A 26,016-nucleotide genomic window follows, 5' to 3' on the forward strand; every position below is an offset into this window, starting at 1 on the left:
CTCGCCGTCTCTGGAATGCTTGATCGCCCGGTCAAGCCGGGCGATGACGGCGGAGGGGATGGCACAAAACAAAAACGCCGGCCTCAGGGCCGGCGTTTTGCTTTTTCCGTATGCTCCCGCTCAGTCGAACAGCGCGTCGATGTCGTCCTGCGAGGCGTGGCCGACGTCGCCGGCGAGCTTGGGGCCGTTGAGGAGCTTCTCGTCGTCGCTGCGATTGTCGACCGGCGGTACGACGTGGGACTTGATCGCGTCGACGCCACCCCAGATGTCCATCATCGCATTGATGTGCTGCTCGATGAACTTCATCGTGGTCATGACCTTGCTGATGCGCTGGCCGGTCAGGTCCTGGAAGTTGCAGGCTTCGAAGATCGAGATGACGCGCTCCTGGATGTCGTCGGCGAGCCGCTTCTGCTGGTCGATCGAGTCCACCTTGGACATTGCGCTGGCGGCCTGGTCGATCGATTCCGCGGCTTCGAGGATCTGCTGGGTCGCCTGCTCGGTGCCGCCGACCACCGCGCCGAGCTCGCCATTGACCTTGGCCATCTCGCCGCCGTCGAAGCTCTTGCCGTGCAGCGTCGCGATCTCGCGCTTGGTGCGATCGATGGCGTCGTGGATGAGGTCGAGCTCGACCTTCAGCTTCTCGCACTGCTCGATCTGCGCCCGGTAGGTATCGAGCATGGTGCGCGCTTCGGCAAGCTCGTGCGCCGTCGAGGCGTCGATCGCCGCCATGGCAGCGCTGCCGGACAGCGGGGCCGCGATGACGCCCTTCGCCATCTGGGCGCGGATCGCGCGCAGCTCGGCCATGATCTCGCTATGCATCGGGATTGCCTCTTCGGTTTCGTCCAGAACCGGCATCTCGCCGCTGATGATATCCTCGACGCGAAAACGTTTGCGGTGAACAGCCATCAGGTTACTCCCCCCACCTCATTCACGCGTCTTTGTAGGCAGAAGCGATTTAACACGAAGTTCACAGCCGGAACCGCTGTGCGGCCGCGCGCGACGCTGCGCAAAGAAGCGATTAACCATGGACGCGCGCCATTCATGGAAAATAAACGCTGATCGCGAAATTGCGCCGCCGCTCGCGACGTGGTGAATCCAAACGCTCTTGCCGTTTACCAAACAAAACGGCTTTTGCTTTTTATTGACCACGTCGCGGACGCCGCTCAGCCAGGCACCTTCCACCGCGCATGTGATCTAGACGAAACAGTACAGAGTACGTCGATGTTCAAGAAAATGTCCGTCGCGCTGCTTGGCAGCGCTTGCACCTTCATTGCCGGCGCGAACGACGCCGGCGCCTTCGACAACAGCGTGCCGAACGATCCGCCCGCGGTGCTCTACCAGCCGCGCGTGCCGCCGGCGCCGGTGCGCGTCGCTTCCAATTCCAACATGGGCGGCGGCTTCATCGAGTTCCTGTTCGGCGACGGTCCCGGCCGCGGCCCGGCTTACGCGCCCGAGCAGCCGGTGTATCAGCAGCAGCCGGCCTACTACGACCAGCGCCGCCTGCCGCCGATGGGCGAGCCGCAGATGCAAGGCGCAATTCAGCAAGGCGCGCTCCAGCAGGACGCGATCGATCCGCGGCAGCGTCCGTTCGATCCGAAATTCGAGAAACAGCTCGTTGACTATAACGGCAAGGAAAGTCCCGGCACCATCGTGGTCGATACGCCGAACAAGTTCCTCTATCTCGTCGAGGGCAACGGCAGGGCGATGCGCTACGGCATCGGCGTCGGCCGTCCCGGCTTCACCTGGTCCGGCGTGAAATCGATCACGGCCAAGCGCGAATGGCCGGACTGGACGCCGCCGGCCGAGATGCTCGCGCGCCGGCCCGATTTGCCGCGGCACATGGAAGGCGGCCCTGAAAATCCGCTTGGCGCTCGCGCAATGTATCTCGGCTCGACGCTCTATCGCATCCACGGCTCCAACGAGCCCTGGACCATCGGCACCAATGTCTCCTCCGGCTGCATCCGCATGCGCAACGAGGACGTCATCGATCTCTACGGCCGCGTCAATGTCGGCACCAAGGTCGTCGTGATGTGAAGCGTCATGCGCTCGATGGAGCGATCAACTCCGCGTGCCGCGCCGGCTCGGGATGCGCGGCATCGAAGCCGTCGCGTGCCGTCGGCGCCCGCCTGCCGGCCGGTCTACGCCGGCTGACGGTGCCGCGTCGACCCGAGACGAGGCGAAACGGAGCAGCGACGGCGAGACGATGAATGGGAACGCGGTGCGCGAGCAGAGCGGTTCAACTGCCGTGCCGACAGCTCCGCCTTCCTGACGCGCTCGTGCAGTCCCTCCAGCTCGTACAATTCGGTGATGAGATGCGTCGTCACGTCGGCCAAGGTCGCAATGCGGTGCTGAAGTGGACTCATTTTTGAAACCCCGACTCTAGCCAGAAGGCAGCCACATCGGTGTGTGGCATGAGCAACGTGTTCTTCCAGTTGAACACCCATGTCCGAATTTGGAAATCCGGGAGTCTACGGCCGAGCGTATGAGAAGGCGATTTCGTTTCTCATGGTGAACTGAGGCGCGTCCGACAATCTTCAGCTCAGTGTTGTCGGATTAGTCATACTATATCGAACGGCTTCTCTGTTCGCGGTGGCATAGAAGGCGCTCGAGTTAGGACGCAAAAGAAAAACGGCCGCCTGGAGGCGGCCGTTTCGCATCTGCTAAGCGAATTGCTTACGCGTAATCGCTGCCGCCGTCGTCTCCGTTGTCGAAATCGCTATCGTCGGCCATGTCCATGTTGTCGTCGTGATTCTGGTCGTTGTTGTCGCGATCGTTCGAGGCCTGGTCGAAGAAGCCCTGGCGGGAATCGCGGTTCGAGCCGATATCGTCGAGGCCCGCGTCGCGCGCGAGCGATCCGCCGGACTGATCGCTGCCGCCCCAAGGACTTCCACCAGCGCTGCGGTCGCCCAACGCATTGGTATCGCCAAACGCCTGCTGATGCGATCCACCCATCATGCCGCGGATGCTCGAGAGCAGCAGCGAGCCGCCGACGACGCCGGCCGCGGCCGCCGCCGCCGTGCCGAGGAACGAGCCGCCGCCACCGCCCACGGGCGGAGCGCCATAACCTTGCCCCGGCCCTTGGCCATACCCTTGGCCGTAAGCCTGTCCATAAGGCGGCTGGCCGTAGCCCGGCTGCGTCTGCTGCATCGCCTGGCCGGTGTTCCAGACCGGTCGCTGCTCACGCGGCGGCACGTTCGGAACCGAGCCGCGCGAGGGGCTCCCGCCGAACAGCGTGTCGCGCATGGTGTCGAGGAAGCCGCCGGACTGGGCGGGCTCGGGCGCTTGGGCGGCTTCCAGCTCCTGGATGCGATTATGAGCGCGCTTCAGCGCTTCGTCCTGCAACAGCGTGGTCTGCACCAGTGCATAGACCGCGCCGGGCGCCTTGCGCAGCCCGTCGGAGATTGCGGCGGTCGCATCGGGATCGCGCGGTGCATTTTCCAGCTTTGAAAGCCGGTCGAAAAGGTCGTCGACGAGCTGGCGTTCCTGCGGCGTCATGATCTGTCTCCTTTGCGCAAAACCAAGCGCGCAGGAGATGTAGGGTTCCATTGTGGCCCCAACAGTGCCGGCCGGATTAAATTTCCGTATGCGACAGGCTGCCTCCCGGCGCGCTTTTCGCCGGTTTCATCCCAGTGTCACGTTGCTGTCGGCCAGCAGGCGCGCGAAGGCGTCGCCCGAGAGATAGGCGCGCTCGCGCTCGCGGACATCGGTCATCGGGTCGAGGCCGGCCAGGACGTCATCGACGAAACCGGGATGGCACATCACGAGGCCGCCGTCGGGGAGGCCTTCCAGGAATTGCCGCATCAGCGCGCCGAAATCGGCGGCGCGCGTGAAATCATACGCGCCGGCAAAGCCGGGATTGAAGCTGAGGCCGGCATTGCCGGCGCGGCGGCGGAATTGCGCGCTGAGACTATCGAGCACCATGGCTTTCGGTGAGGCCAGCCGCTGCGCCAACGGCAGATTGCGGCCGCCCTGGCGCACCCAGGCGCTTGGCGCAGCCTCAATGACCGCATCGACAAAGCCGTCGCGCACCTGCGGGTAGAGCTGCACATGCTGGTGGCCGTCGACGAAGTCAGGGGCGCGTCCGAACGCTTCCATGAAGGCTGCCAGCTGCGCCTTCACCTCGTTGCGGATGAATTCACGGTCGAGCCGCCGCATCACTCCGGCGCGCAGCAGTTTTGGAAACGGCATGAACATGTCGCCGTCCAGAGGACGGAAGTGCATGGTGAGGGGCCGGAACGGCGCCGACAGCGTCACATGCAATCCGATCGCGCAGCGCGGGCTCTGCTTTGCCGAAGCCTGAAGCGCCTCGACGTCGCCGCGCGCGATCGTTGGCCCCACCATCATCACCGAGGTGGCGTTGAGGCGGCCGCGTTCGATCAGGTCGCGGATGGCGCGGTTGACGCCCGGGCTGATGCCGTAATCGTCGGCGCAGAGCCAGATCCGCCGCGGGCTCGCGGCGGTGCTCATTCGGCCGCCGTCCGGCTCGCGGCGTCTTGGTTTGAAGCGTCTTGGCTTGAAGCGTCCTGGCTTGAAGCGTCCCGGCTTGAAACATCCTGGGCCTTGCCGGCTTCGAAATGCTTCTCGCTGTGCTCGGCGACGAAGTAGATCGGGCGCGCCTTCAGCTCGGACAGGATTTTTCCGATATATTCGCCGACGATGCCGATCATGATGAGCTGCACGCCGCCGATCGTCATCAGGCCGACCACGAGCGAGGGATAGCCGGGGACCTGCTTGCCGGTGGTCCAGACCTCCCAGAGGATCGACAGGCCGAACAGGAAGGCCCCCCCTGCGAGAACAACGCCGAGCAGGCTGGCGAAGCGCAGAGGTGCCACCGAGAACGAGGTCAGGCCCTCGATCGAGAGACCGAGCAGGCTTGCGGCGTTGAAGGTGGTGACGCCATGGGCGCGCGCCGCAGGCTCATAGTCGACGCGGATCTGGCGGAAGCCGATCCAGCTGGCGAGGCCCTTGAAGAAGCGGTTGCGTTCCGGCAGCTGCCTGAGCGCGGCGACCGCGCGCGGCGACAGCAGGCGGAAGTCGCCGGCGTCTTCCGGAATCTTCTGGCGGGCGCCCCAATTGATCAGCGCGTAGAAGCCGTGCACCGCGATCCGGCGCAAGAAGGGCTCGTTGTCGCGATGCGCCTTCGCGGTATAGACGACGTCATAGCCGTCATCGATCCAGTGCCGCACCAGCTGTTCGATCAGCGCCGGCGGATGCTGGCCGTCGCCGTCCATGAACATGACTGCGCCGAGCCGGGCATGGTCGAGGCCCGCCATCAGCGCGGCCTCCTTGCCGAAATTGCGCGACAGGGACACCACCTGGACGTCGATTGCGTCGGCCGGCAGCGAGCGGGCGATCGACAACGTCGCATCCGCGCTGCCGTCGTCGACATAAACGACCTCGCAACCGAGGCGGTAGCGCTGCCGCAACGTCTTTGCGAGATCGCAGATGCGTTGATGCAGCGCGGCGAGGCCGGCCGCCTCGTTGTAGACGGGAATGACGATCGACAGCCCCTCCGCTGCGGCGCTAGCTGCGGTGGTCGTCATGCCGGAAACGTCAGAGCCCAGCGTCATCGATCAAGGTTCCAGAGGCGATCAAGGTCATCTCAACAGCATATGGTAGCTGCCGTTTGCTGTCGCTACGCTGAACGGAGCTGCTCAAAAACTTTGGGCTCACCGCCGCAGGAACGCTTCGAGCTTGGCGAATAGCGGGTTCTCCCGGTCGAACACGTAGTCGAGCGAGACCACCGAGACGGTCTCGGCGCCATGCTCGCGCAGGAAGCTCGCCAGCGCGTAGAGCTGCCCCGGTGGGCAGTGCAGCGTCAGCATGCCTGACGAGGTCGGACCGCCGAACGGGGCCTCGACGCCGAACCGGCTGTGGGCCTCGCCGAGCAGGGCGGCGTCGCATTGCCGGAAGCGGGTGCGGACCTCGCGGTATTTGTTGGCTCGCGCCCTTGCGGCGATGTGGTCGAGGATGACGCGCGCGGTCTCGCGCGCCTGCGGCGACCACTCGGCCTCCCTGGAGGCGACCAGGTTGGCCTGGCTGCGCAGGATCACGCCGTCGTCGAGCACGCGGAGGCCGTTGGCGGCGAGCGTCGCGCCGGTCGTGGTGATGTCGACGATCAGCTCGGCGCTGCCGGCCGCCGGCGCGCCTTCGGTCGCACCTGCGCTCTCGACGATGCGGTAATCGGTGATGCCGTGGCTCTGGAAGAAGGCACGGGTGAGGTTGACGAACTTGGTCGCGACCCGCATCCGCATGTGATGCTGCTCGCGGAAGCCGGTGGTGACGTCGTCGAGGTCTGCCATGGTGCGGACGTCGATCCAGGCCTGCGGCACCGCGACGACGACATCGGCATAGCCGAAGCCGAGCCCTTCGATCAGCGACACGCGCTTGTCGGCATCCGCGATAGTCTCGCGCACCAGGTCTTCGCCGGTGACGCCGAGATGCGCGAAGCCGCGCGACAATTGCGATGCGATCTCGCTCGCCGAGAGATAGGCGACCTCGACATTGTCGAGCCCTGCGATGGTACCGCGATAGTCGCGGGCGCCGCCGGCCTTCGACAGCTTGAGCCCGGCACGGGCGAAGAAGGCTTCGGTGTTCTCCTGCAGGCGGCCCTTGGAGGGAACGGCCAGAACGAATGGCGCGCTCATGACTTAAGCTCCCACCTTGCGGCCGATCTTCGTCAGTGCATCGACCCAGACCGAGAAGCCGACCGCGGGGATCGGCGCGGTCGAGCCGAGCTGGGTCATCAGCCGGTCATAGCGGCCGCCGGCGACCAGCGGCTCGGCGCCGTTGCCTCTGTGATGAAGCTCGAATTCGAAGCCGGTGTAATAATCGAGCCCGCGCCCGAATGCCGTCGAGAAGCGCGTCTGCTTCACGTCGATGCCGCGCGCGGCCATGAATCCGACCCGGCTCTCGAATTGGTCGATTGCCGAGGCGAGATCGAGCTTCGCGTCGGCCATGAGTGCGCGCAGCTCGGCGATGGCATCGTCGGGATTGCCCGATATCGACAGGAAGCGCTTGAGCACGGCGATCGCCTCGCGCGGCAGCGCGCCGCCCTTCAGCGTCGATTGCTCGAGGAAGCGGTCGGCGATCTCGGCCGTGGTGCGGCCGCCGACATGGGTGGTGCCGGCGATCGACATCAGATCGGTGACGAAGGCGAGCGCCGCCTTGCGGTCGGAGCCGGCCAGCGCAGCCAGCACGCCCTCATATTCGCTGCGTGTCGCGGTGGCTGCGGCTGCCAGCCGCTCCAGATCCTGCTCCAGGCTGATCTTGCGGTTGAAATCCTTGACCAGGCGGCGGCGCCAGACCGGATAGAGGTTGAGTGCGTCCAGCAGGGCATTGAACAGCGCAACGTCACCGGTGCGGATCTCGACGTCGCGGACGCCGAAGGCGGCGGTCGCCTCCAGCGCCAGGGCCAGCATCTCGGCATCGGCTGCGGCGCGGTCCTGTCGGCCGAATGATTCGATGCCGGCTTGAAGGAATTCGCTGGCCCGGCCGCTGCGGTAGCGGAACACCGGACCCAGATAGCTGAACCCGGCCGGCTGGCCGGCCCGGCTGGATGCGAGGTAGTCGCGGGCGACGGGAATGGTCAGGTCCGGGCGCAGGCAGAGCTCCTCGCCGGAGAGGTCCGTGGTCAGGTACAGGCTCTTGCGGATGTCCTCGCCGGAGAGGTCCAGGAACGGCTCGGCCGGTTGCAGGATGGCGGGCTCGGCCCTGACATAGCCGGCCTGCGCGAACGACAAGAGCAGCGTGTCCGCCCAGGCGGCGGAGCCGGCAGCGTTTGAGGTGGCAGTCGCGGTCATAACAGGGTCCATGGTCCCGGTGGAACCGGGCAGGGCAAGGGGAGGCAAGTGAATTGCCGCAGCCCTTAGCATGGCCCGACAGCGGTTTCGACCTCCAAAGGATCAATCGCTTAACGGGTGGCTTCCCGAGTTGGATCGAGCCTCGCCGCACCAGGATCATCCTGTCGGTGTCGGGCCACAGCCTTGGCGGGGAGGCCTCGCAGACCGGAGACTACTCGTCCCGGTCTGCAAGAAATACTGCGGGATCGCCCAACTGATCGGCGCTCAGATTGCCGAACACCTTGTGGAATTCCTCGAAGCCCAGAATCGTTTCGCCCATTGAGGAGGCGTCGGACAGGACGCGATTGAGCTCCTCGATATATCGGGGGCGGGAAATCCGATGCTCCATCAGCAAGCCGCCAAGCTCGCCAATCCGGCCTTGCAGACGTGCCTGCATGTCGGCAAGGGCTGTCAGCGTTGCGTCGTCGACAGTGTGGCCGAGGCCAGCCTTGATCAGAGCGGACAATTCAAGCCGCGCTTCGAAGGCGTCGTCGTTCAAAAGGGGCTGGCTCATGGCGCGACGGATCCCGTTTGAAAGCCCCGAACTAGAACTCGCGGACTCTGAACTCGCTCCAACGCTAGCTGCCTGACAGAGCAGTCTCCGATCAGGCCAACGCCGTGACGTAGGAACCCAAGGATAATTGCGCCCAAACTTGCCATAGACAAGGTGAGAGGCCCTGACCTGCGTGTGAGCGGAGACAGGTATTTCAATACCTGCTGCCGACAAAATGCGGTTTGCGATCTGGTGGCAGACACCGGTGCGCATGTAATAGATGCCCGCATCGTCTCCACCCTCGATGCATCGCGCGAAAGAGGCGCTGCCGGCGCCGTTACACACCATCGAGCCGCCTGTCGCCCATCCGTGGCACCCCCAAGCGTCGCCAGCTGAGCTGAGGACGTAGGTGTGGTAGATTTGCGTCGTGACCCGGAAGACCCCGTATCCTTCAAGAATGTCGCTCGCGGTGGATGCCACTGGGCCAATCCGAAGCAATCATTACGCCACGCAGGGCTAAGAATTGATTTAAGACAACCTGCGGTAGAATCGTGACTGATTTGCCTTGCGAGCACAATAGAGCGGTCGGGGATTTGAACAGAGCCATGGCCCGGCGAGCTAGCGCGTCGCAGCCTGGCTGCTGCCACCGCCCCAATCGCCCAGCACTGCCTGCACCAGCGCCAGTGCGGCGACGGCGGCCGTGTCCGCCCGCATGATGCGGGGGCCGAGCGCCAGCCGCAGGATCATGGGCTGCCGCAGCAGCAGCGCCCGTTCTTCCTCGGCAAAACCGCCTTCGGGGCCGATCAGCACGTCGATACCGTGTCCGGCCTCGCGGGCGCCTTGCAGGCTCTGAACGGGGTCTTGGACCTCCGCCGCCTCATCGCAGAAGATCAGCAACCGGCCGGCGGCGCGCTGGCTCAAGAAGCGCTCCAGCGGCACCGGCTCAGCCACGGTGGCAATGCTGAGGATGCCGCATTGCTCGGCCGCCTCGACCACATTGGCGCGCATCCGCTCGGTGTTGACCCGGGAGGCCTGGGTGAACCGGGTCAGGACCGGTTGCAGGCTGGTGGCGCCCATCTCGATGGCCTTCTGCACCATGTAGTCCAGCCGGGCATGCTTGAGCGGGGCGAAGACGTAAGTGAGGTCGGCCAGGCGGTCCTGGGGCCGCGTCTGCTGGAGGATCACGAGGCCGTCCGGCCGCTTGCGGCCCTCGATGGCGGCCTGCCACTCGCCATCGCGGCCATTGAAGGCCAGGACCTCGGCCCCGGCGGCCAGCCGCAGCACGTTGCCCAGATAATTGCTCTGGTCGCGGTCGAGCGGCACCCTGGTGTCCTGGGCGAGGGGTGCGTCAATGAACAGGCGGGGGGCGCGAAAATCGTGGGAGGGCATCGTTTAAGGGTCCGATTTGCCGCCGTTCTTAACCGAAACCAGTACTTTTGGGGGTAAATATCGCCGAATTGGTGCGTCTCCGCGCCGCGCTCTTGCCCTATTCGACGGGTTGTTAAGGGCCGGCGGGAATCGTAAAAACGCGAACACGCTGGTTGCGCTTCAATTGGGAAGACGCCGAACCCCGTAAGCTCCTGCCGGAGAGACTGCCTTCATGATCCGTCATCTGATGGTTCCGATCACTGCCGCCATGGTCGCCATGGTCGTCGCCTTGGGTGCCGCGGGCGCTTATGCGCAAAGCGCCTTCCCGGCACCGCTGCCAAACCAGGCCCCGAGCAGCTCCGCCTTTCCGCCCGTGAACGGCTCGGCGCCGACCGCCTCCGTTGGCACGGCACCGCAATCGTCCTTTCCCGTGAACGGCGCCGCGCCGATCGGCGGCGCCGGCGCTTTCAGCGCCGCTCCGCCGACGCAGGCCGGTCCCGGCGAGGACTGCATGAAGGCCTTCATTCCGCTGCGCGAGGAAGCCGAGAAGCGCGGCAAGCTGATCAAGGCCGCGAGCGACCGTCACGCGCCGCCGGACGAGGCCTGCAAGCTGATCCGCAATTTCAGCCAGGCTGAAGTCAAGATGATCAAGTACATCGACACCCATGCCGCCAAATGTGGAATCCCGCCGCAGATCGGCGCGCAGATGAAGGACGGTCACAAGAACACCGAGGCCATGGCGACGAAGGTCTGCAACGTTGCGCAGCAGATGCAGCAGCAGCAGGCGCGTCCGGCCGGTCCGTCGCTGAGCGAGGTGCTGGGCTCGGGTTCGGCGCCGGAAGCCAATGCCGGCAAGAAGGGCGGCAGCACCTTCGATACGCTCAACGGCAACGTCCTGACCCGATGAGCGACTCATCCGCCCGCGTTGCCGATTCCACCGGCAACTGGGTCGATACGCTCGCGCCGCTTTGGGCGCGACCCTATTTGCGCCTGTCCCGCTTCGACCGTCCGATCGGCTCCTGGCTTCTCTTGATGCCGTGCTGGTGGTCGGCGGCGCTGGCTGCCGGCATGGCGCATGACGTCCGCGGTCTGCCGCTCACCATCGTGCTGTTCTTCATCGGCGCCTTCGTGATGCGCGGGGCCGGCTGCACCTGGAACGACATCACCGACCGCGATCTCGACGACAAGGTCGAGCGCACGCGCTCGCGGCCGTTGCCGTCAGGGCAGGTGACCACGAAGCAGGCGCTGGCCTTCATGGTCGCGCAGGCGCTGATCGGTCTCGCGGTGCTCCTGCAATTCAACCGCTTCGCGATTGCGACCGGCATCGCCTCGCTCGCGATCGTCGCGATCTATCCCTTCATGAAGCGCATCACCTGGTGGCCGCAGATCGTGCTCGGGCTGGCCTTCTCCTGGGGCGCCTTGATGGGATTCGCCGTCACCTTCGGACGCATCGACGTCACCGCGCTCGTGCTCTATGCCGGCGCGATTTCATGGGTGATCGGCTATGACACGATCTACGCGCATCAGGACGCCGAGGACGACGCGCTGATCGGCATCAAGTCGACCGCGCGCCTGTTCGGCGCGCATACGCGCCAGGCGCTGGTCCTGTTCTACGGGCTCGCGGTGATGCTGATCGGCGTCGCGCTGGCGTCCGGCGATGCGCGCTGGCCGGCCTGGCTCGGGCTGATCGCCTTCGCCGCGCATCTGGCCGCGCAGATCGTGCGCCTGAAGATCGACGATCCCGAGCTGTGCCTGCGCCTGTTCAAATCGAACCGCGACGCCGGCTTGCTGCTGTTTGCGGGATTGCTGGCGGACGCGGTGATGCGGGCGGCGTAATTCGTAGGGTGGGCAAAGGCGCTCTTGCGCCGTGCCCACCATCCTTCCAAGATTGCGATAGAAGAGGTGGGCACGCTTTCGCTTTGCCCACCCTACGGCACCGTTAATTCCTTGCAATGATCTCGCGCTCGCCGCGATGAACCGGCAGCTCCCGCGCGATGCCGATGCGCCGGCGCATCAAGAATTTCGGACGGCGGGCGCGGATTGCGTTGGCGCGGCGACGGCGGGCTGCGGGCTTGCGGGCGCCTTCGTCGAGCTGCGGCAGCGCGAAGAGCTCGCTCCAGATCGCCCAGGCTTGCGCGATCTCGTCGGCATCGGCGCCGACCAGCAGCGGAATGGACAGCGAGGGATCGCGATGCACGAGGACGAGCGTCTGCGCTTCGTCGTTGCCGCGCAACGCGACGCCGGTGAAGTCGGCAACACGCACGTTGATCGCCATCTGCATGCCGCGGACGGCACGGCGCAGCACGACACGCTCGCGATGAAGCTCGATCTGCCTGACATGTCCGTCGGCGCGCGGATCGTGCGCATCGAAGCGGACCGGAAGGGAAAGAGGGTCGAGCCGCAAGGAGCGGCTCGACCCGGCGGGGTTGGCCCCGCATGTTGCTGTTTGACGCCTCACGGCCTAGTTCTCCCCGCCGGGATTATGTTCCCGGTCGATGCGAAGACCTTAGCGCGCGGCCGTCCGAAACCGCTTAAAAAGCCTGGTTAACCCACCGTCACTGCCGCTCATGATTGACAAGACCTTGGCGCGCATGATTGACGAGACGTTGTGCCGACGTCGCGAATCTGAGCTTTTGCGGGCTGAAAATGCTTGAAGTCCGCGCTATCAGGGCACATCTGTGGGTTCCGGTCCCGAACCCCGCCCCAACAGGATTTCGTTCGTGAACTCTTCACCAAGCTCGACGCCTTCGACCCAAAATTCGTCGCAGGCCAATCGCGACCTGTTCGATCAGTCCGCGCTCTCCGATCTCGCGCAGCGGCTGGTCGAGGCGGCCAGGCGCGCCGGCGCGGATGCGGCCGATGCGGTCGCGGTGCGCGGCGTCTCGCAGGGCGTCGAGGTCCGCGACGGCCGTGTCGAGGAATCCGAGCGCTCCGAGGGCGACGATGTCGGCCTGCGGGTGCTGGTCGGCCAGCGCCAGGCGGTGGTCTCGACCAACGATGTCAGCGGCGATGCCGTCACCAAGCTCGCCGAACGCGCGGTGGCGATGGCGCGTGTCGCGCCCGACGACAAATATGTCGGCCTCGCCGATCCCGCGCTGCTCGCGCGCGACTTCCCCGATCTCGACCTGCTCGATCCCGATGTGCCCACGACCGCCGTGCTCGAGCGCCGCGCGCTCGCGGCCGAGGCGGCGGCGCTCGGCGTGAAAGGCGTGACCAAGTCCGGCGGCGCGTCGGCTTCCGCCGGCATCGGCGGCATGGTGCTCGTCACCTCGACCGGTTTCCACGGCTCTTACCTCCGCTCCAGCCAGGGCATTTCCGCGACCGCCATATCGGGCGAAGGCACCGGCATGGAGCGCGACTACGACTTCACCTCGGCGCCGCATGGCGCCGATCTGCTGTCGCCGGAAGCCGTCGGCCGTTCCGCCGGCGAGCGCACCGTGGCGCGCTCCAATCCGCGCAAGGTCGAGACCTGCAAGGTGCCTGTGGTGTTCGACCCACGCGTCGCCGGCTCTCTGGTCGGCCACCTCGTCGGCGCCATCAACGGCGCCTCGATCGCGCGCAAGACCAGCTTCCTCAAGGACAAGCTCGGCCAGCAGCTGTTCGCCAAGAACATCCGCATCGTCGACGATCCCTTGCGCAAGCGCGGCCTGCGCTCGCAGACCTTCGATGCCGAAGGCGTCGCGGTGAAGAGGATCGCGCTGGTCGACGAAGGCATGCTGACGACCTGGCTGCTCGACTGCGCCACCGCGCGCGAGCTCGGCATGACCACCACCGGCCACGCCCATCGCGGCGTTTCCTCCTCGCCCTCGCCCGGGCCGTACAATCTGCATCTCGAGCCCGGCACACCGAGCCCGGCCGAGCTGATCTCGGATATCAAACAGGGCTTCTACGTCACCGATCTGATCGGCTCCGGCGTCAACGGCGTCACCGGCGATTACAGCCGCGGCGCCTCGGGCTTCTGGATCGAGAACGGCGAGATCACCTATCCCGTCAGCGAAGTGACGATCGCCGGCCACCTGTTCGAGATCTTCAAGTCGATGCAGCCCGCGAACAATCTCGAATTCCGCTACGGCGTCAATGCGCCGACGGTGCGCATCGAGGGTTTGACGCTTGGCGGACGCTGACGCGAACTCTCTGGACGAAACTATCCTGACCCGCGACGCGGCGCTGCTGAAGGACACGGTGCGGGAGGCGGGCGCGCTGGCGCAGTCGATGTTCCGGACCGAGCTGAGGAAGTGGACCAAGGGCGCGTCCTCGCCGGTGTCGGAGGCCGACATCGCGGTCAACGATCTGCTCGAAGCGCGCCTGCGCGCTGCCACGCCCGATTATGGCTGGCTGTCCGAGGAGAGCGCCGACGATGCCGCTCGGCTGTCGCGGCGGCTGACCTGGATCGTCGATCCCATCGACGGCACCCGCAATTATCTCGGCGGCCATGACGAATGGTGCGTCAGCGTCGCGCTGGTCGAGGACGCTGCGCCGGTGCTGGCCGCGGTGTTCGCGCCGGCCAGCGACGAGTTCTTCTTCGCGGTGCGCGGCCAGGGCACCACGCTCAACGACAGGCCGGTGCGGGCTACGCCCGGATCCGAGCTCGACTTCGCCCGCGTCGCCGGCCCGAAGCCGCTGGTCGAGCGGCTGAAGCCCTCGCTCGGCGAGATCAAGCTGCATCGGCGAATCGGCTCGCTGGCGCTGCGGCTGTGCCGGGTCGCCCATGGCGCGCTGGATGCGGCTTTTGCGGGGGGCAACAGCCATGATTGGGACCTTGCGGCAGCCGATTTGATCGTGCAGGAAGCGGATGGTAGGATGAGCAACCTCTCCGGAGAACCCATCCTCTATAACCGCCGGGAAGTGGCGCACGGGGTGCTGGTGGCAGCGGGACGCGATCGTCATGCGGGCATTGTCGCGCATTTTCGCAACCGTCCCTTAGCCTAAAGCGCTTTCGTCGTGCTTCTCGAACACTGCTTTGCCGGGCAGCCCGTTAGGAACAGAACTCATGCCAGATAGTGCCCCGCAACAACTGCTTCACCTCGTCATCGGCGGCGAGCTCGTCGATCTCAAGGGCAACACCTTCAAGAACCTCGACGACGTCGAGATCGTCGGCCTCTACCCGAACTATGCGGCCGCCCATGCGGCCTGGCGGGCCAAGGCGCAGAGCACGGTCGACAACGCGCAGATGCGCTATTTCATCGTCCATCTCCACCGGCTGCTCGACCCGAATCAAGAACCGGCGCGTTGAAGAAACTGCTTCGCAATACGCTGCGAAGCAGCTTCGTTCAGCGTGCCGTCGGGGTCCTGGCGGCCGAATATCTGCGTCTGGTCTGGCGGACCAACACCTTCACGTTCGATCCGCCCGACGTCTATGAGCGCGTCGAGCCGCAGATCCCCGCCATCTTTGCCTTCTGGCACGGCCAGCATTTCCTCACGCCCTTCATCAAGAACAAGGACTGGTACAAGGCCAGGGTCCTGATCTCCCGGCATCGCGACGGCGAGTTCAACGCCATCGCCGCCGAGCGGCTCGGCATCGGCACGATCAGAGGTTCCGGCGACCATGGCGGCGCGTTTCACCGTAAAGGTGGCGTCGGCGCCTTCAAGGAAATGGTGCGGACGCTCCAGGACGGCTGTAATGTCGCGCTGACCGCCGATGTCCCCAAGCGCTCGCGCGTGGCAGGGCTCGGCATCATCATGCTGGCACGGGAATCGGGACGGCCGATCATGCCTTTCGCGATGGCGACCAGCCGCTTCGTCCGGCTCAAGAACTGGGACCGCACCACCATCAATTTGCCATTCGGGCGGGGCGCATTGGTCGGCATCAAGGAAATCCACGTTCCCGCCGATGCCGACGCCGCCATGATGGAAGCGCTGCGGCAGGAGCTCGAGGATACGCTGAACGAGGCGACCCGGCGCGCCTATGCGCAGCTCGGCCGCCCGGGACCGGAAGATGCCTAAATCGCTACCCATTGCGCTGCCGATCACGCTGCGGATGTACCGGCGCCTGGCCTCCGGCCTGATCCCGCTTGCGCCTGCGCTGATCAAGCGGCGGCTGAAGCAGGGCAAGGAGGATCCCGCGCGCGTCGGCGAACGGCGCGGCCTGTCCCGCGACGTGCGGCCGCACGGCCCGCTGGTCTGGATTCACGGCGCCAGCGTCGGCGAGGTGCTGGCTGCGGCGGCGCTGATCGAGCGCCTGCGCGATCTCAACCTGCGCATCCTGCTCACCTCGGGCACGGTCACCTCGGCGGCGGTGGTGGCAAAGCGTTTTCCGCCCGACGTCATCCATCAATACGTGCCGTATGACTCGCCGCGCTATGTCGCGCGCTTCCTCGATCACTGGAAGCCATCGCTGGCGCTGTTCATCGAATCCGACCTGTGGCCGAACCTGATCCTCGCCGGCGCGGCGCGCCGCGTGCCGATGGTGCTGATCAACGGGCGGATGTCGCCGCGTTCCTTCCCGCGCTGGCGGCGCATGCATGGCACCATCTCGGCGTTGCTGTCGCGGTTCGACATTTGCCTCGCGCAGTCGAAGATTGATGCCGAACGCTTCTCCGCACTCGGCGGCCGCGACGTCGTCATCACGGGCAATCTCAAGCTCGACGTGCCGGCGCCGCCGGCCGACCCCGCCAAGCTCGAACGGCTGATGGCGATGACGCGCGGGCGCCCGATCATCGTCGCGGCCTCGACCCATCCGGGCGAGGACGAGATGCTGGTCGCGGCGCATCGCAGCCTCGTCGGTTTCTTCCCTCAGCTTCTCACCGTGATCGTGCCGCGGCATCCGGATCGCGGCTCCTCGATCGCTGGCCTGATCACGGCATCCGGCCTGAAGCCGGCATTGCGCTCGCGCGAGGAGCTGCCGACGGCCACGACCGACGTCTATGTTGCCGACACCATGGGCGAGCTCGGCTTGTTCTACCGTCTCTCGGCAATCGTGTTCATGGGTGGATCGCTGATCCACCATGGCGGCCAGAACCCGATCGAGGCGGTCAAGCTGGGCGCCGCGATCGTCCATGGTCCGCACGTGTTCAATTTCACCGACGTCTACGAGGCGCTCGATGCGAGCGGCGGGGCGCGGCAGGCCGACACGCAGGAGGCGCTGGTCAAGCAGCTCGGTCTGCTTCTGGCCGAGCCGACGGTGCGCGACAAGATGCAACGTGCAGCCTCGGGCGTGGTCGAGCAGCTTGGCGGTGCGCTCGATCGCACCATGACCGCGCTCGAGCCGTATCTGTTGCAGTTGCGGATCGAGATGGGGGCCGCAAATGCGTGAGCCGGCCTTCTGGTACCGGCCACGTTCTCCGCTTTCGCACGTCCTTGGTCCCCTGGGTGCGCTCTACGGCGCGATCACCGCACGGCGCATGCTGCGCCAAGGCGTGGACGCCGGCATCCCCGTGATCTGCGTCGGCAATTACCATGTCGGCGGCGCCGGCAAGACACCGACCGTGCTGGCGTTGACCAAGCTGTTGCGCGAGCTCGGCGAGACGCCGGTGGTGCTCAGCCGCGGCTATGGCGGGCGCCTGAAGGGCCCGGTGATGGTCGACCGCGCACGTCACACTGCGGCCGATGTCGGCGACGAGCCCCTGATGATGGCGCGCGACGTCCCGGTCGCCGTCGCGCGCGACCGCCTCGACGGCGTCGTGCTCGCGAAATCGCAGGCTGCCACCGTGATCCTGATGGATGACGGTTTCCAGAATCCTGGTCTGTTCAAGGACGCCTCGCTGATCGTGATCGACAGCGAGCGCGGCCTCGGCAACGGCAAGGTGTTTCCCGCAGGCCCCCTGCGCGCACCGCTCGAGGCGCAGCTCGCGCGCACCGACGCGCTGGTGCTGATCGGCGATGGCCGTGCCGCCAACGATGTCGCGGCCGAGCTTGCCAAGCGCGACAAGCCCGAGCTGCGCGCGCGCCTGAAGCCGGTTGCTGCATCGCTCGCGCAGCTGCTCGGCAAGCGGGTCTTCGCCTTCGCGGGCATCGGCGATCCCGGCCGCTTCTTCCGCACCCTGCGTGCGAGCGGCATCGAGGTCGCGCGCACGCGCGCCTTCGCCGACCACCACATGTTTTCGCAAGACGAGATCGCAGCGCTCGCAGCGGATGCTCAGCGCGAGCAGCTCACGCTGGTGACGACGGAGAAAGACCTTGCACGCCTGCGCGGCCGCGAAGGCGTGCCTGATGGCATCGTGCCGTTCGCCGTTCAGCTCGAATTCGATGAACCGGCAAAGCTGCGGCAACTGATCAGCTATCATCTGTACAAGGCGCGCGAGCGAAGGTTTTCCGCGCGATGATCTCGTAGGGTGGGCAAAGCGCAAGCGTGCCCACGTCTTTGCTAATCGCGCGGGCGGTGGGCACGGCGCGAAGAGCGCGCCTTTGCCCACCCTACGGCGCTGCGCTCATGTCAAAGTCAGAGCCATGCCTGCCGGCAAATCCTCTTCCGCGCGTCGGAGAGTTGATGTAGCGTCGCGTGAGAGCCGTCACCGGGACGTGCCGAACTCCCGGCAATCATCGACGGCGTTGATGCCCACGGCGGGCAACGTATCTTCATCATGTCAGGTGCAGCGGCCGTTACGACCAGTTCGGAACGGCACTGAGAACTATTGCCAACAGTTCAGAGGAGAACATGCCATGCATTTTTGCCTCACCGGACAATACACGCCACGCTCTCTCAATGCCATTTTGGAGAATCCCACGACCAATCGCCAGGAGGCAGCTCGAAAACTCATCGAAGCGGCCGGCGGAAAGCTGGTCTCGATGTACAGCGTTGCGGTCGACGGCCCTGGCGTCTTGGTTATTTTCGATGTGCCTGATCCCAGTGCGGCTCCGGCCATTTCCGGCCTGACCGTCGCGGCAGGCACCCTGCAGGACGTGAAACTGGTCCGGTTGTTCACGCAGGACGAGATCAAGCAGGTCCGCCAGAATGCGGTGAAGCTGCGTTCTTCGTATAGCCCGCCTGGAAGCTGAGATCCGGATCCAAAGCGCCGCCGCCGCAGTCGGACGACGCGGCGGCTGCGCTCATGTCAAAGTCATAACCATGTCTGCAACGAGGTGACGGGTCATGCTCACCACGCCCCGACGGCCATCAATCCGACAATGGTGAGGCACGACATGCAGGCCACGATGACAGTGTAGCATTCGGGTGTATTCATCGCTGTCTCCCAAACTGTTGCCAATTGCTTGGTCACTGCTACGCGGGAGTGATGGTTAGGTAGTGATCGTTCGGTCTTGGGGCCGCTTCAATGCGGCATGCCGTGACCGGTCTGTGCGTCCGTTCTCTCATCGTCACCCTGCTTCGCAGGATGATGATCCGCTTCGAGAGTTTCGAAGCGCTCGGCTGCGATCAGAAGCTGTTTGCGCATTTCAGCGAGACGGGCGCGGCAATATTCACGATAGAGCAGGTCGAAAATGGCGGGCATGATCACCCCCATCGCTTGATTGTCGATTTACAGATATTCCATCGCGAATTTTCAAGGTGACGGTAGCCCGTCAGATGGCTCTTCGATATGAGCCCGTTCACAGACCGCGCCAATTCCAACGCTCGATGGCTGTTTGGTTGACCTGATCGTCTGTGCGATAAAAAGAACAGGGCCAATGACCTAACATGCACTATAGCAGCCCTTTGTTTCACCAAGACTTCGTCAAACAACTTAAGGGCGCCGAACCGCAGCAAAGAATCCAACCACAGCGCGAAATGAATAACTACGGAGTGCACGCACTGTTCGGTGCAAGCGGACCGCGACGGCGGAGATCATTTCGTCGTGAACCTGGCGGTCACGTACGTGCTCATCGCTGTCTTGTCGAGGCAGCCGAGCGGCCTGTTCACGCATTCAGCTCGGGAAGCATGCCCGGGCGGTCAGCGTCAGCGGGGACAGATTGAGAATCTGCGGAAACTCGAATGAATAACTCGCGGTGACCTGGTTGCCGCATGTTGGCGTGGAATAGGTGAATGTGTCCGCCGGGAGTGTGAGGCCGAACGCCTGCTGTGCAGCGTAATTCGTTATCGCGCTGCTGCTTGGACACAGCGTGCTGTTGACGGTCGCGCAACGCGCCGCCATTTCGCTTCCGTGCTGAAGCCCCAGCTGGGTCCAGAACAAGAGTCCGCATTCGATGATCCCGAATATGAACAGGAAGAACGCGGGAGCGGTCAGTGCAAATTCCAATGCCGACGCGCCCCGAGTGTCGCGCCACAATGCCGTGGGTTTCACTGCAGCCTCGCAGTGGACTGCGCGGTGTAAGTGTATGTTGCCGCCACGATCTGATAGTCGATGATCGTATAGTACGTCGCTCGCGCCGAGACCGTCGTATATGTTCCGGCCTGCGCGCCGCCGGTGCAGACCGTTCCGCAGGTGGTGGCACTGACTCCCGCACTCGTCGGACATCCGCAAAACTTGACCGGCGGAGGTGAAGCGGTGATGTTCGTCGCGCTGGTGGCACTTGCGACGGCGTTCGCGATGCCGCTCGTGTCGAAGCCGCGCGCAATCGCGTACTGGGCTCCCGCTTGCGCGGCATTTTCGATCTGCATCTTGCGATAGAGGGCAAGCCCGATGTCCGTGACCGAGACGACCATCAGAGACAGCAGGGGAATCAGAATCGCGAATTCGGCCGCCGCGACGCCCCGTTGATCGCCGGCAGCGACGCGCACGTGCCGCGCCAGAGAACCGAGCAATCGACGGCCAAACTTGGATGAGAAATTCTGGATTTGCATCGCTCCAAACCTCACTCGACGAGCTGCGCGGTTTGCGAACCTATCGTCGCGGTGCCGAGCGCGGTGCAATTGACCTGCAGGTTCGACGTGCCGCTGAACGTCAACGTATCCGCGATGATCTTGGTGCAGGATGTGCTGGTGCCGTTGCCGCCGCTGAAGCTGAGGTTGGCCTTTGGCAGGTAGATGGCACCGCCGAAATTCTGCGTGCTGCCGCCGGTGAGATTGAAAGCCGTCCCGGCCGGCATGTTGCGGTCGCCGTACATGACGATGCCCTTCATCGGGCCGCTGGTCGGCCCGGTCAGGTCGACGGTGGCGTTGCTGCCGATTGAGGCGCTACCCCAGTCGCTTCCCGAGCCCGTAAACACCAGGGTGACGCCGCTGCCGGTGATGGTGGCATTTCCGGCGACGCTCAGGCTGGCCCCGTCCAGATAGTAGATGCCTGGATTGAGGTTCAGCACTGCGCCGGCATTGACCGTGATGCTGCCCATGTAGCAGCCGGGGTCGAGCGAGTTTGTTTTTCCGTTGGCGTTGACCGTGATCCTGGCATTGCTGCAACTCGGCCTCGCAGGCGGAGAGACGTCGGCGTAGGGATCGGCGACAGGTGCTATGTGCGTCTTGATACCGTTGGCCGCCGTGATGCTGCTCGCACCGGAGACGTCGCCAACCACTCCGACCTGGTTCGCCGCGACCGAGGCGCTGCCGGCGACGTTGAGCGAGGGGCTTGCGCTCGAGTTGCTGTAGAGATTGCACTTGATCAGGTTGAGCTGGTTGCCGCCGCTAACGTTGACAGCGGGACTTGCGCTCGAATTGAGCGCAAGTACGCATCCCGTCCCGGAGTTGGGCAGGGCGACCGAGCGTGCGGTGATGCGTACGGGATCCGAGCCGAACAAAGCCGATAGCAGCCGGCGCTGCGGTTGACTGACGATGACTTCGATGGCCTGCGAGTTCGACGCATGATTGCCTGTTTTTGGTGGCTGATTCACCGCGACCGCGACGTCGTTCGCCCCGTCGGTGTAACCGTAATTTGCTGCAACCGCTTTGGCTTCGGGCAAGGGGTCGGCGCCTGCACTCGCAGCCGTCGCAGCGCTGACCGCGCCAGAGTCTGCTGCGCTCTGCATGTTCTTGTGTTTGTAGTACCACCAGCCGACTTCCGTTCCGAGGCCGGCGGTGCCGACCAGGACCGGCATGAGCAGCGCAGAAATGAGCACGTAGCTGCCCGACTCGTCTCGGATGAACCGTTCGAGCAAATGCTCCTTTGAGCTCGAAGGTGCACCGAACGAACGGCTGAAAGTTCTCCGGAGGTCCATGCGTTCCTGCCCGATTGCCACTTTATCCCGAGGTAGTGTGGTGCGGGCCGGCTTAAATGGGCCCCAATGGAAGCCGGACAATTTTAAACATCGGCGAACATTCAGCCGGCATTCATGGCCGCAATCTTATCGATGAAGCCGCGTTCAGGAGAGTCAGATGAAATTGCGGTGTGCAATTCTTACCGCCAGCCTCATGTGTCTGCCGGTTTTGCCCGCCCTCGCGCAGACCGCCCCGCCGCCTTCAGCTCCGACCGCCACCGTCGTGGTTCCCGCGACCAAGCGCATGACGTGTCTCGCCACCACGGCAAGCCTGAAAGGGCAGGACAAGCGCGATCAGCTGCAGCTCTGCCTGGCGCAGGCGCGGGTGGATTGCCTGAAGCAGGCGATCGATCAGAAGGTCGTCGGCGAGGCGCGCAAAAGCGCGATCAGGAATTGCGTGGGCGGAGATGCCACGGAGCAGTGAACAAGTGCGATGCCGCAGGGTGGGCAAAGCGAAGTCTCGTAGGGTGGGCAAAGGCGCAAAGCGCCGTGCCCACCATCTCTTCGCAATCGAGACGACCAAGGTGGGCACGCTTCGCTTTGCCCACCCTACGCGAGTTACGAGAGCCGAGGGATCACGGCTGCTTCAATGCTCCGGGAAAGTGCCGCTGCAGCACCGCGTCGGGCGTGGCGTAGGCCTCCTGCAAATCCACGCTCCAGTACTTCAGCTCGTCGAGCGGGATGCGCGTGTCGGTGATCGCGCAGCGTACGAAGGTCCCCGGCGAGATCACGCGGAAATCGCCATCGAGATACTGCACCTGCGCTTCGCCATGGCCCGAGGGGCCGAACTTGTTCAGCACGGTCGAAAGTCTCCGCGGAAGGCCTCTCCTTGGAAAACCTTGGGAGGGCACGATGTGTCGGACGGGATGTAGCATAGATAGGGTGGCTTGTCCGCCCGTTAAACCCACCGGTTTGTGATGTTTTGCCGCCGTTTTAGCGTGATAGTGCTTCAGCCGAAGGATCGCTGGTTCCGGCGCCTCCTGCGGCAGAGTCCGATGCGCCTTCGACTGACCGCCCTGTTCCTGACGCTGCTGATGTCGGCCGCGCACGCCGCGCCGGCGCCGCAGCCGGTCGAGATTCCGCTCGCGTCGGGGGTCCTCCATGCGCAGCTCTACAAGCCCGAGGGCGAGGGCCCGTTTCCGACCGTGATCGCGCTGCATGGCTGCGGCGGCCTCGGTGGCCATTCCGATCCGGTGCTGCCGCGCTATCGCGATTGGGCCGAGCGCCTGCTCAGGGGCGGCAACGCCGTGCTGCTGCCCGACAGCTACGGCTCGCGCGAGCTCGGACCGCAATGCCGGGTCAGGGAGATGCATGTCAAGGCGCGGCGCGAACGCGTCGCCGATATCGCGGCCTCACGTGCCTGGCTGATGCAGCAGGCCTGGGTGGCGCGCGACCGCATCAGCCTGATCGGCTGGGCCAATGGTGCGAGCGCGCTGCTCTGGGCCGTGCGCCCGCAGAGCGCGGCGCGCGATCTCGGTCCGGATTTCCGCGCCGCGATCGCGTTCTATCCGGATTGCCGGATCTCCGCCGGGCTGGGCTGGAGCACGCGGGTGCCGACGCTGGTGCTGATCGGCGCCGATGACGACGTGTCGTCGCCGCCGGCCTGCCGTCAGATGGTGGACGGCGCGCGCGGCCGCAGCGCACTCGCGCGCATCGTGGTCTATCCCGGCGCCGATCACGATTTCGACCGCGCCAACATGCCGCTGCACGCAGCTGCCGGCAGCGACGCCGCCGCGGACGCTGAGGCGCGCGCGGAGTCGCAAAAGGACGTCGCGCGCTGGCTGGCGCGGTGATGGCGGTTTCGTAGTTTCGTAGCCCGGATGGAGCGCAGCGAAATCCGGGACAGTCGAAGTTGCAGCACGATCCCGGATTGCGCGGAGCCTGTCATCGGGCGGCGCTTCGCGCCGACCCGTTGGCTCCATCCAGGCTACGCAGCCAGCCCAAGCGGGGCCGCCCGAGGAACAATGTGAGGCGGGCAGCCCCGCATCGACCACCGCCCTGCACGGAAAATGGCCGACCGGGAATCTACGGACCGCGCATGGCTGCGGTTTCAGCGCGTGGCCGTGCCATCATTCGACCACGATGTCGATTAAACGCATCTCACATGCGCAACCGCATCACCGTCTTCGCTTCCGCACTGATCGTCTTCACCGTCGCGATCTTCCTGTTCGAAGCCCACGCCGGCGCCCCAATGCTGGCGCCCGAACATTGCGGCTTCTGGACCACGATCGACGCGGGATTGTCCTGTCGGTAGGGGCGTCGGCGGTGTCGCCACACCCGTCATTGCGAGCGCAGCGAAGCAATCCAGAATCCCGCCGCGGAAGCAGTCTGGATTGCTTCGTCGCAAGGGCTCCTCGCAATGACGCGTTTGTGGCGACGCGCGTTCCACACACGCGCTGTCATCGCCCGGCTTGACCGGGCGATCCAGTACGCCGAGACGGCTGTGATTGAATCGATAAGCTGCGGCGTACTGGATTCCCCGCCTTCGCGGGGAATGACACCCGATGGTGGAGCACCGTTCTCGTGCCTCAGAACAAGCTGCCCTGATCCACCGGCTTCGCCACGCGCTTCGGCGCCGGCTTTGCTTCCTGTGCAGCCGGCTTCGGCTGCGCCGGCGGACGCTTTGCCGCGGGGGGCGGGCGATCCGCATCTGCCGTCGCGCCGACGCGGCCATCCGCGAACTCGATCTCGACGCGTGCGCCGGGACCGATCGACTCCGCCGCATGCAGGGGATGGCCGGCCTCATCGCGCACCAGCGCAAAGCCGCGCGCGAGCACGCTGCGATAGGACAAAGCGGAGAGCAGCTTGCCGCTGTTCTCGACCCTCACCTCGAGCCGGTGCAGCAGCGTCGCCAGCGCGCGTTGCGCCCGTTCGGCCAGCCGGTGGGTGCGCTCGCGCTGGCGGGCAATCGCGTTGCGCTGCGCCTGCGCATTCGAAAGTTTCGAGGCGCGCAGGCGCACCTCCAGCCCGGCAAAACGGTCGCGCCGCTGCCGCAGCAGCGAGCGCGCGGACAGGCCCAGCCGCTCGCCGCAGACGGTGAGGCGATGATCGGCCTGCGCGATCTGGCCGTGCAGCACCCGCAGCGTCAGCTTGGCACCTGCCGCGGTGAACCTGCGGAAATGCGCATGCGTGTTGGCCTTGAGGCAGCGGGGCAGGGCGCTACCTGCCGAATCCAGCCGCTGCCGCGGGATCGCGAGCAGATCGCCGGCTGCCGGCAGCGCGCGCGCGGCGGCACGCAGCTCGCTGCGGCGGCTCTCCTGGGCGCGCTGCCAATAGGCGCGGGTACGTCGCCCGAGATCGGCGACCTCGACGAACAATTCGCTGCGCACGGGAACGGCCATCTCGGCCGCCGCCGTCGGCGTCGGCGCGCGCTTGTCGGCGACGAAATCGATCAGCGTGATGTCGGTCTCGTGCCCCACTGCGGAGATCAGCGGAATCATGCTCTCGCTTGCTGCGCGCACCACGATCTCCTCGTTGAACGACCAGAGATCCTCCAGCGAGCCGCCGCCGCGCGCGACGATCAAGACGTCGGGCCGCGGAATCTTGCTGCCTTCCGGCAGCGCGTTGAAGCCGCGGATCGCGGCCGCGACCTGCTCGGCCGAGCCGTCGCCCTGTACCTTGACCGGCCACACCAGCACGCGGCGGGGGAAGCGGTCCTCCAGCCGATGCAGGATGTCGCGGATGACGGCGCCGGTCGGCGAGGTCACGACACCGATCACCTCCGGCAACCAGGGCAAGATTTGCTTGCGCGCCTCGTCGAACAGGCCCTCGGCCGCGAGCTTCTTCTTGCGCTCCTCCATCAGCGCCATCAGCGCGCCGATGCCGGCCGGCTCCAGCGCCTCGATCACGATCTGGTATTTCGAGGACCCCGGATAGGTCGTCAGCTTGCCGGTGGCGATGACCTCGAGCCCCTCCTGGGGCTTGAAGCGCATGCGCCCGTGCACGCCCTTCCAGATCACCGCCTCGATCTTGGCGCTCTCGTCCTTGAGCGCGAAATAGCAATGGCCGGAGGAGTGCGGCCCGCGAAAGCCGGAGATTTCGCCGCGGACCCGGACATGGCCAAAGGCGTCCTCGACCGTCCGTTTCAGGGACAGCGACAATTCGGAGACGGTGAATTCGGGCGCGTTGAGCAGTTGTTCCGCAGGCGGCATCGGCAAACGATTCGGGGTTTGGGGTCAGTCCCGACGTTAAGGATTTTCGCAGGCAAGCGCCAATCCGGGGATTGATCGGAAGAGTACTCTGTATTATAGAGTTCTCTGAGGTTTGGTTCGGGGGGGCGTCTCCGCGATCGCC

28 protein-coding genes are annotated in these 26,016 nt (G+C 65.3%); 13 read left to right on the plus strand and 15 right to left on the minus strand.

Annotated elements, in window-relative coordinates; translation table 11 throughout:
- Positions 1–120 precede the first annotated feature (120 nt).
- Positions 121–906, minus strand: coding sequence for a protein phosphatase CheZ (locus JQ566_RS18435; RefSeq protein ID WP_212374220.1), 786 nt, complete (start codon positions 904–906; stop codon positions 121–123).
- A 315-nt stretch (positions 907–1,221) separates the two neighbouring features.
- On the opposite strand from JQ566_RS18435, the gene JQ566_RS18440 reads away from it, so the two are divergent.
- Entirely contained in the window at positions 1,222–2,034 is an 813-nt protein-coding gene (locus tag JQ566_RS18440) for a L,D-transpeptidase (protein ID WP_212374222.1), read from the plus strand.
- A 639-nt stretch (positions 2,035–2,673) separates the two neighbouring features.
- On the opposite strand, the gene JQ566_RS18445 is transcribed toward JQ566_RS18440, so the two are convergent.
- From JQ566_RS18445 to JQ566_RS18475, 7 genes are all read right to left on the minus strand, one after another.
- Positions 2,674–3,495 carry a DUF2076 domain-containing protein gene (locus JQ566_RS18445; RefSeq protein WP_212374224.1) on the minus strand — a complete coding sequence of 274 codons (822 nt, stop codon included), beginning with the start codon at positions 3,493–3,495 and terminating at the stop codon, positions 2,674–2,676.
- A 126-nt stretch (positions 3,496–3,621) separates the two neighbouring features.
- Positions 3,622–4,467: a ChbG/HpnK family deacetylase gene (locus JQ566_RS18450; protein ID WP_212374226.1), complete on the minus strand. Its 846-nt coding sequence runs from the start codon at positions 4,465–4,467 to the stop codon at positions 3,622–3,624.
- A complete protein-coding gene (locus tag JQ566_RS18455; protein ID WP_212374228.1) occupies positions 4,464–5,570 on the minus strand; it encodes a glycosyltransferase family 2 protein in 1,107 nt (368 codons plus the stop codon). Before JQ566_RS18455 ends, JQ566_RS18450 begins: the two co-directional genes overlap by 4 nt.
- A 99-nt stretch (positions 5,571–5,669) precedes the next feature.
- Positions 5,670–6,647: an ATP phosphoribosyltransferase gene (gene hisG, locus JQ566_RS18460; protein WP_212374230.1), complete on the minus strand. Its 978-nt coding sequence runs from the start codon at positions 6,645–6,647 to the stop codon at positions 5,670–5,672.
- 3 nt (positions 6,648–6,650) lie between these two features.
- Positions 6,651–7,802, minus strand: a complete 1,152-nt coding sequence (locus JQ566_RS18465; protein ID WP_212374232.1) for an ATP phosphoribosyltransferase regulatory subunit — start codon at positions 7,800–7,802, stop codon at positions 6,651–6,653.
- A 211-nt stretch (positions 7,803–8,013) separates the two neighbouring features.
- The gene (locus JQ566_RS18470; RefSeq protein ID WP_212374234.1) at positions 8,014–8,355 is read right to left on the minus strand and encodes a hypothetical protein; all 342 of its coding nucleotides are present in this window, start codon (positions 8,353–8,355) and stop codon (positions 8,014–8,016) included.
- Positions 8,356–8,952: 597 nt separating this feature from the next.
- Positions 8,953–9,723 carry a 16S rRNA (uracil(1498)-N(3))-methyltransferase gene (locus JQ566_RS18475; protein WP_212374236.1) on the minus strand — a complete coding sequence of 257 codons (771 nt, stop codon included), beginning with the start codon at positions 9,721–9,723 and terminating at the stop codon, positions 8,953–8,955.
- A gap of 211 nt (positions 9,724–9,934) precedes the next feature.
- On the opposite strand from JQ566_RS18475, the gene JQ566_RS18480 reads away from it, so the two are divergent.
- A complete protein-coding gene (locus tag JQ566_RS18480; RefSeq protein WP_212374238.1) occupies positions 9,935–10,609 on the plus strand; it encodes a hypothetical protein in 675 nt (224 codons plus the stop codon).
- Positions 10,606–11,538, plus strand: a complete 933-nt coding sequence (ubiA, locus tag JQ566_RS18485) for a 4-hydroxybenzoate octaprenyltransferase (protein WP_212374240.1) — start codon at positions 10,606–10,608, stop codon at positions 11,536–11,538. The genes JQ566_RS18480 and ubiA overlap by 4 nt, the downstream gene beginning before the upstream one ends.
- Positions 11,539–11,641: 103 nt before the next feature.
- Here the strand turns inward: ubiA and JQ566_RS18490 are convergent, their stop codons facing one another.
- Positions 11,642–12,160 carry a DUF6101 family protein gene (locus JQ566_RS18490; protein ID WP_212374242.1) on the minus strand — a complete coding sequence of 173 codons (519 nt, stop codon included), beginning with the start codon at positions 12,158–12,160 and terminating at the stop codon, positions 11,642–11,644.
- 262 nt (positions 12,161–12,422) lie between these two features.
- Between JQ566_RS18490 and JQ566_RS18495 the strand changes: the two genes are divergently transcribed.
- The 7 genes from JQ566_RS18495 to JQ566_RS18525 all read left to right on the plus strand — a co-directional run bounded on the left by JQ566_RS18495 (position 12,423) and on the right by JQ566_RS18525 (position 18,636).
- A complete protein-coding gene (locus tag JQ566_RS18495; protein ID WP_212374244.1) occupies positions 12,423–13,826 on the plus strand; it encodes a TldD/PmbA family protein in 1,404 nt (467 codons plus the stop codon).
- Positions 13,813–14,631 (plus strand): 3'(2'),5'-bisphosphate nucleotidase CysQ, encoded by an 819-nt coding sequence (locus JQ566_RS18500; protein WP_212374246.1) that lies wholly within the window; start codon positions 13,813–13,815, stop codon positions 14,629–14,631. The genes JQ566_RS18495 and JQ566_RS18500 overlap by 14 nt, the downstream gene beginning before the upstream one ends.
- A gap of 61 nt (positions 14,632–14,692) precedes the next feature.
- A complete protein-coding gene (locus tag JQ566_RS18505; RefSeq protein ID WP_025033794.1) occupies positions 14,693–14,935 on the plus strand; it encodes a DUF4170 domain-containing protein in 243 nt (80 codons plus the stop codon).
- A complete protein-coding gene (locus JQ566_RS18510; protein ID WP_212374248.1) occupies positions 14,932–15,645 on the plus strand; it encodes a lysophospholipid acyltransferase family protein in 714 nt (237 codons plus the stop codon). Before JQ566_RS18505 ends, JQ566_RS18510 begins: the two co-directional genes overlap by 4 nt.
- Complete coding sequence (locus tag JQ566_RS18515; RefSeq protein ID WP_212374250.1) at positions 15,608–16,954, plus strand: 3-deoxy-D-manno-octulosonic acid transferase; 1,347 nt, start codon at positions 15,608–15,610, stop codon at positions 16,952–16,954. Before JQ566_RS18510 ends, JQ566_RS18515 begins: the two co-directional genes overlap by 38 nt.
- A complete protein-coding gene (lpxK, locus tag JQ566_RS18520; RefSeq protein WP_212374252.1) occupies positions 16,947–17,963 on the plus strand; it encodes a tetraacyldisaccharide 4'-kinase in 1,017 nt (338 codons plus the stop codon). The genes JQ566_RS18515 and lpxK overlap by 8 nt, the downstream gene beginning before the upstream one ends.
- Before the next feature lie 337 nt (positions 17,964–18,300).
- Positions 18,301–18,636, plus strand: a complete 336-nt coding sequence (locus JQ566_RS18525; protein WP_212374254.1) for a GYD domain-containing protein — start codon at positions 18,301–18,303, stop codon at positions 18,634–18,636.
- 272 nt (positions 18,637–18,908) lie between these two features.
- On the opposite strand, the gene JQ566_RS18530 is transcribed toward JQ566_RS18525, so the two are convergent.
- From JQ566_RS18530 to JQ566_RS18545, 4 genes are all read right to left on the minus strand, one after another.
- Complete coding sequence (locus JQ566_RS18530) at positions 18,909–19,088, minus strand: hypothetical protein (RefSeq protein ID WP_249139557.1); 180 nt, start codon at positions 19,086–19,088, stop codon at positions 18,909–18,911.
- A 411-nt stretch (positions 19,089–19,499) separates the two neighbouring features.
- Positions 19,500–19,877, minus strand: a complete 378-nt coding sequence (locus JQ566_RS18535) for a TadE/TadG family type IV pilus assembly protein (RefSeq protein ID WP_349643337.1) — start codon at positions 19,875–19,877, stop codon at positions 19,500–19,502.
- Positions 19,874–20,314, minus strand: a complete 441-nt coding sequence (locus tag JQ566_RS18540; RefSeq protein WP_349643338.1) for a TadE/TadG family type IV pilus assembly protein — start codon at positions 20,312–20,314, stop codon at positions 19,874–19,876. The genes JQ566_RS18535 and JQ566_RS18540 overlap by 4 nt, the downstream gene beginning before the upstream one ends.
- Before the next feature lie 74 nt (positions 20,315–20,388).
- Positions 20,389–21,765 (minus strand): pilus assembly protein TadG-related protein, encoded by a 1,377-nt coding sequence (locus JQ566_RS18545; protein WP_249139558.1) that lies wholly within the window; start codon positions 21,763–21,765, stop codon positions 20,389–20,391.
- A 76-nt stretch (positions 21,766–21,841) separates the two neighbouring features.
- Between JQ566_RS18545 and JQ566_RS18550 the strand changes: the two genes are divergently transcribed.
- Positions 21,842–22,147, plus strand: coding sequence for a hypothetical protein (locus JQ566_RS18550; protein ID WP_212374260.1), 306 nt, complete (start codon positions 21,842–21,844; stop codon positions 22,145–22,147).
- Between the two features lie 151 nt (positions 22,148–22,298).
- Here the strand turns inward: JQ566_RS18550 and JQ566_RS18555 are convergent, their stop codons facing one another.
- Complete coding sequence (locus JQ566_RS18555; protein ID WP_212374262.1) at positions 22,299–22,523, minus strand: DUF2093 domain-containing protein; 225 nt, start codon at positions 22,521–22,523, stop codon at positions 22,299–22,301.
- A gap of 195 nt (positions 22,524–22,718) precedes the next feature.
- Here JQ566_RS18555 and JQ566_RS18560 point away from each other — a divergent pair, with 195 nt between their 5' ends.
- Positions 22,719–23,516, plus strand: a complete 798-nt coding sequence (locus JQ566_RS18560; protein WP_212374264.1) for a dienelactone hydrolase family protein — start codon at positions 22,719–22,721, stop codon at positions 23,514–23,516.
- 311 nt (positions 23,517–23,827) lie between these two features.
- Positions 23,828–23,977, plus strand: coding sequence for a hypothetical protein (locus JQ566_RS18565; RefSeq protein ID WP_212374266.1), 150 nt, complete (start codon positions 23,828–23,830; stop codon positions 23,975–23,977).
- Positions 23,978–24,251: 274 nt separating this feature from the next.
- Here JQ566_RS18565 and xseA read toward each other — a convergent pair whose 3' ends face one another.
- Positions 24,252–25,874 (minus strand): exodeoxyribonuclease VII large subunit, encoded by a 1,623-nt coding sequence (xseA, locus tag JQ566_RS18570; protein ID WP_212374268.1) that lies wholly within the window; start codon positions 25,872–25,874, stop codon positions 24,252–24,254.
- Positions 25,875–26,016 lie beyond the last annotated feature (142 nt).

Origin of the sequence: Bradyrhizobium sp. SZCCT0231 (genome assembly GCF_018130245.1) — a bacterium.
GTDB lineage: Bacteria > Pseudomonadota > Alphaproteobacteria > Rhizobiales > Xanthobacteraceae > Bradyrhizobium > Bradyrhizobium japonicum_F.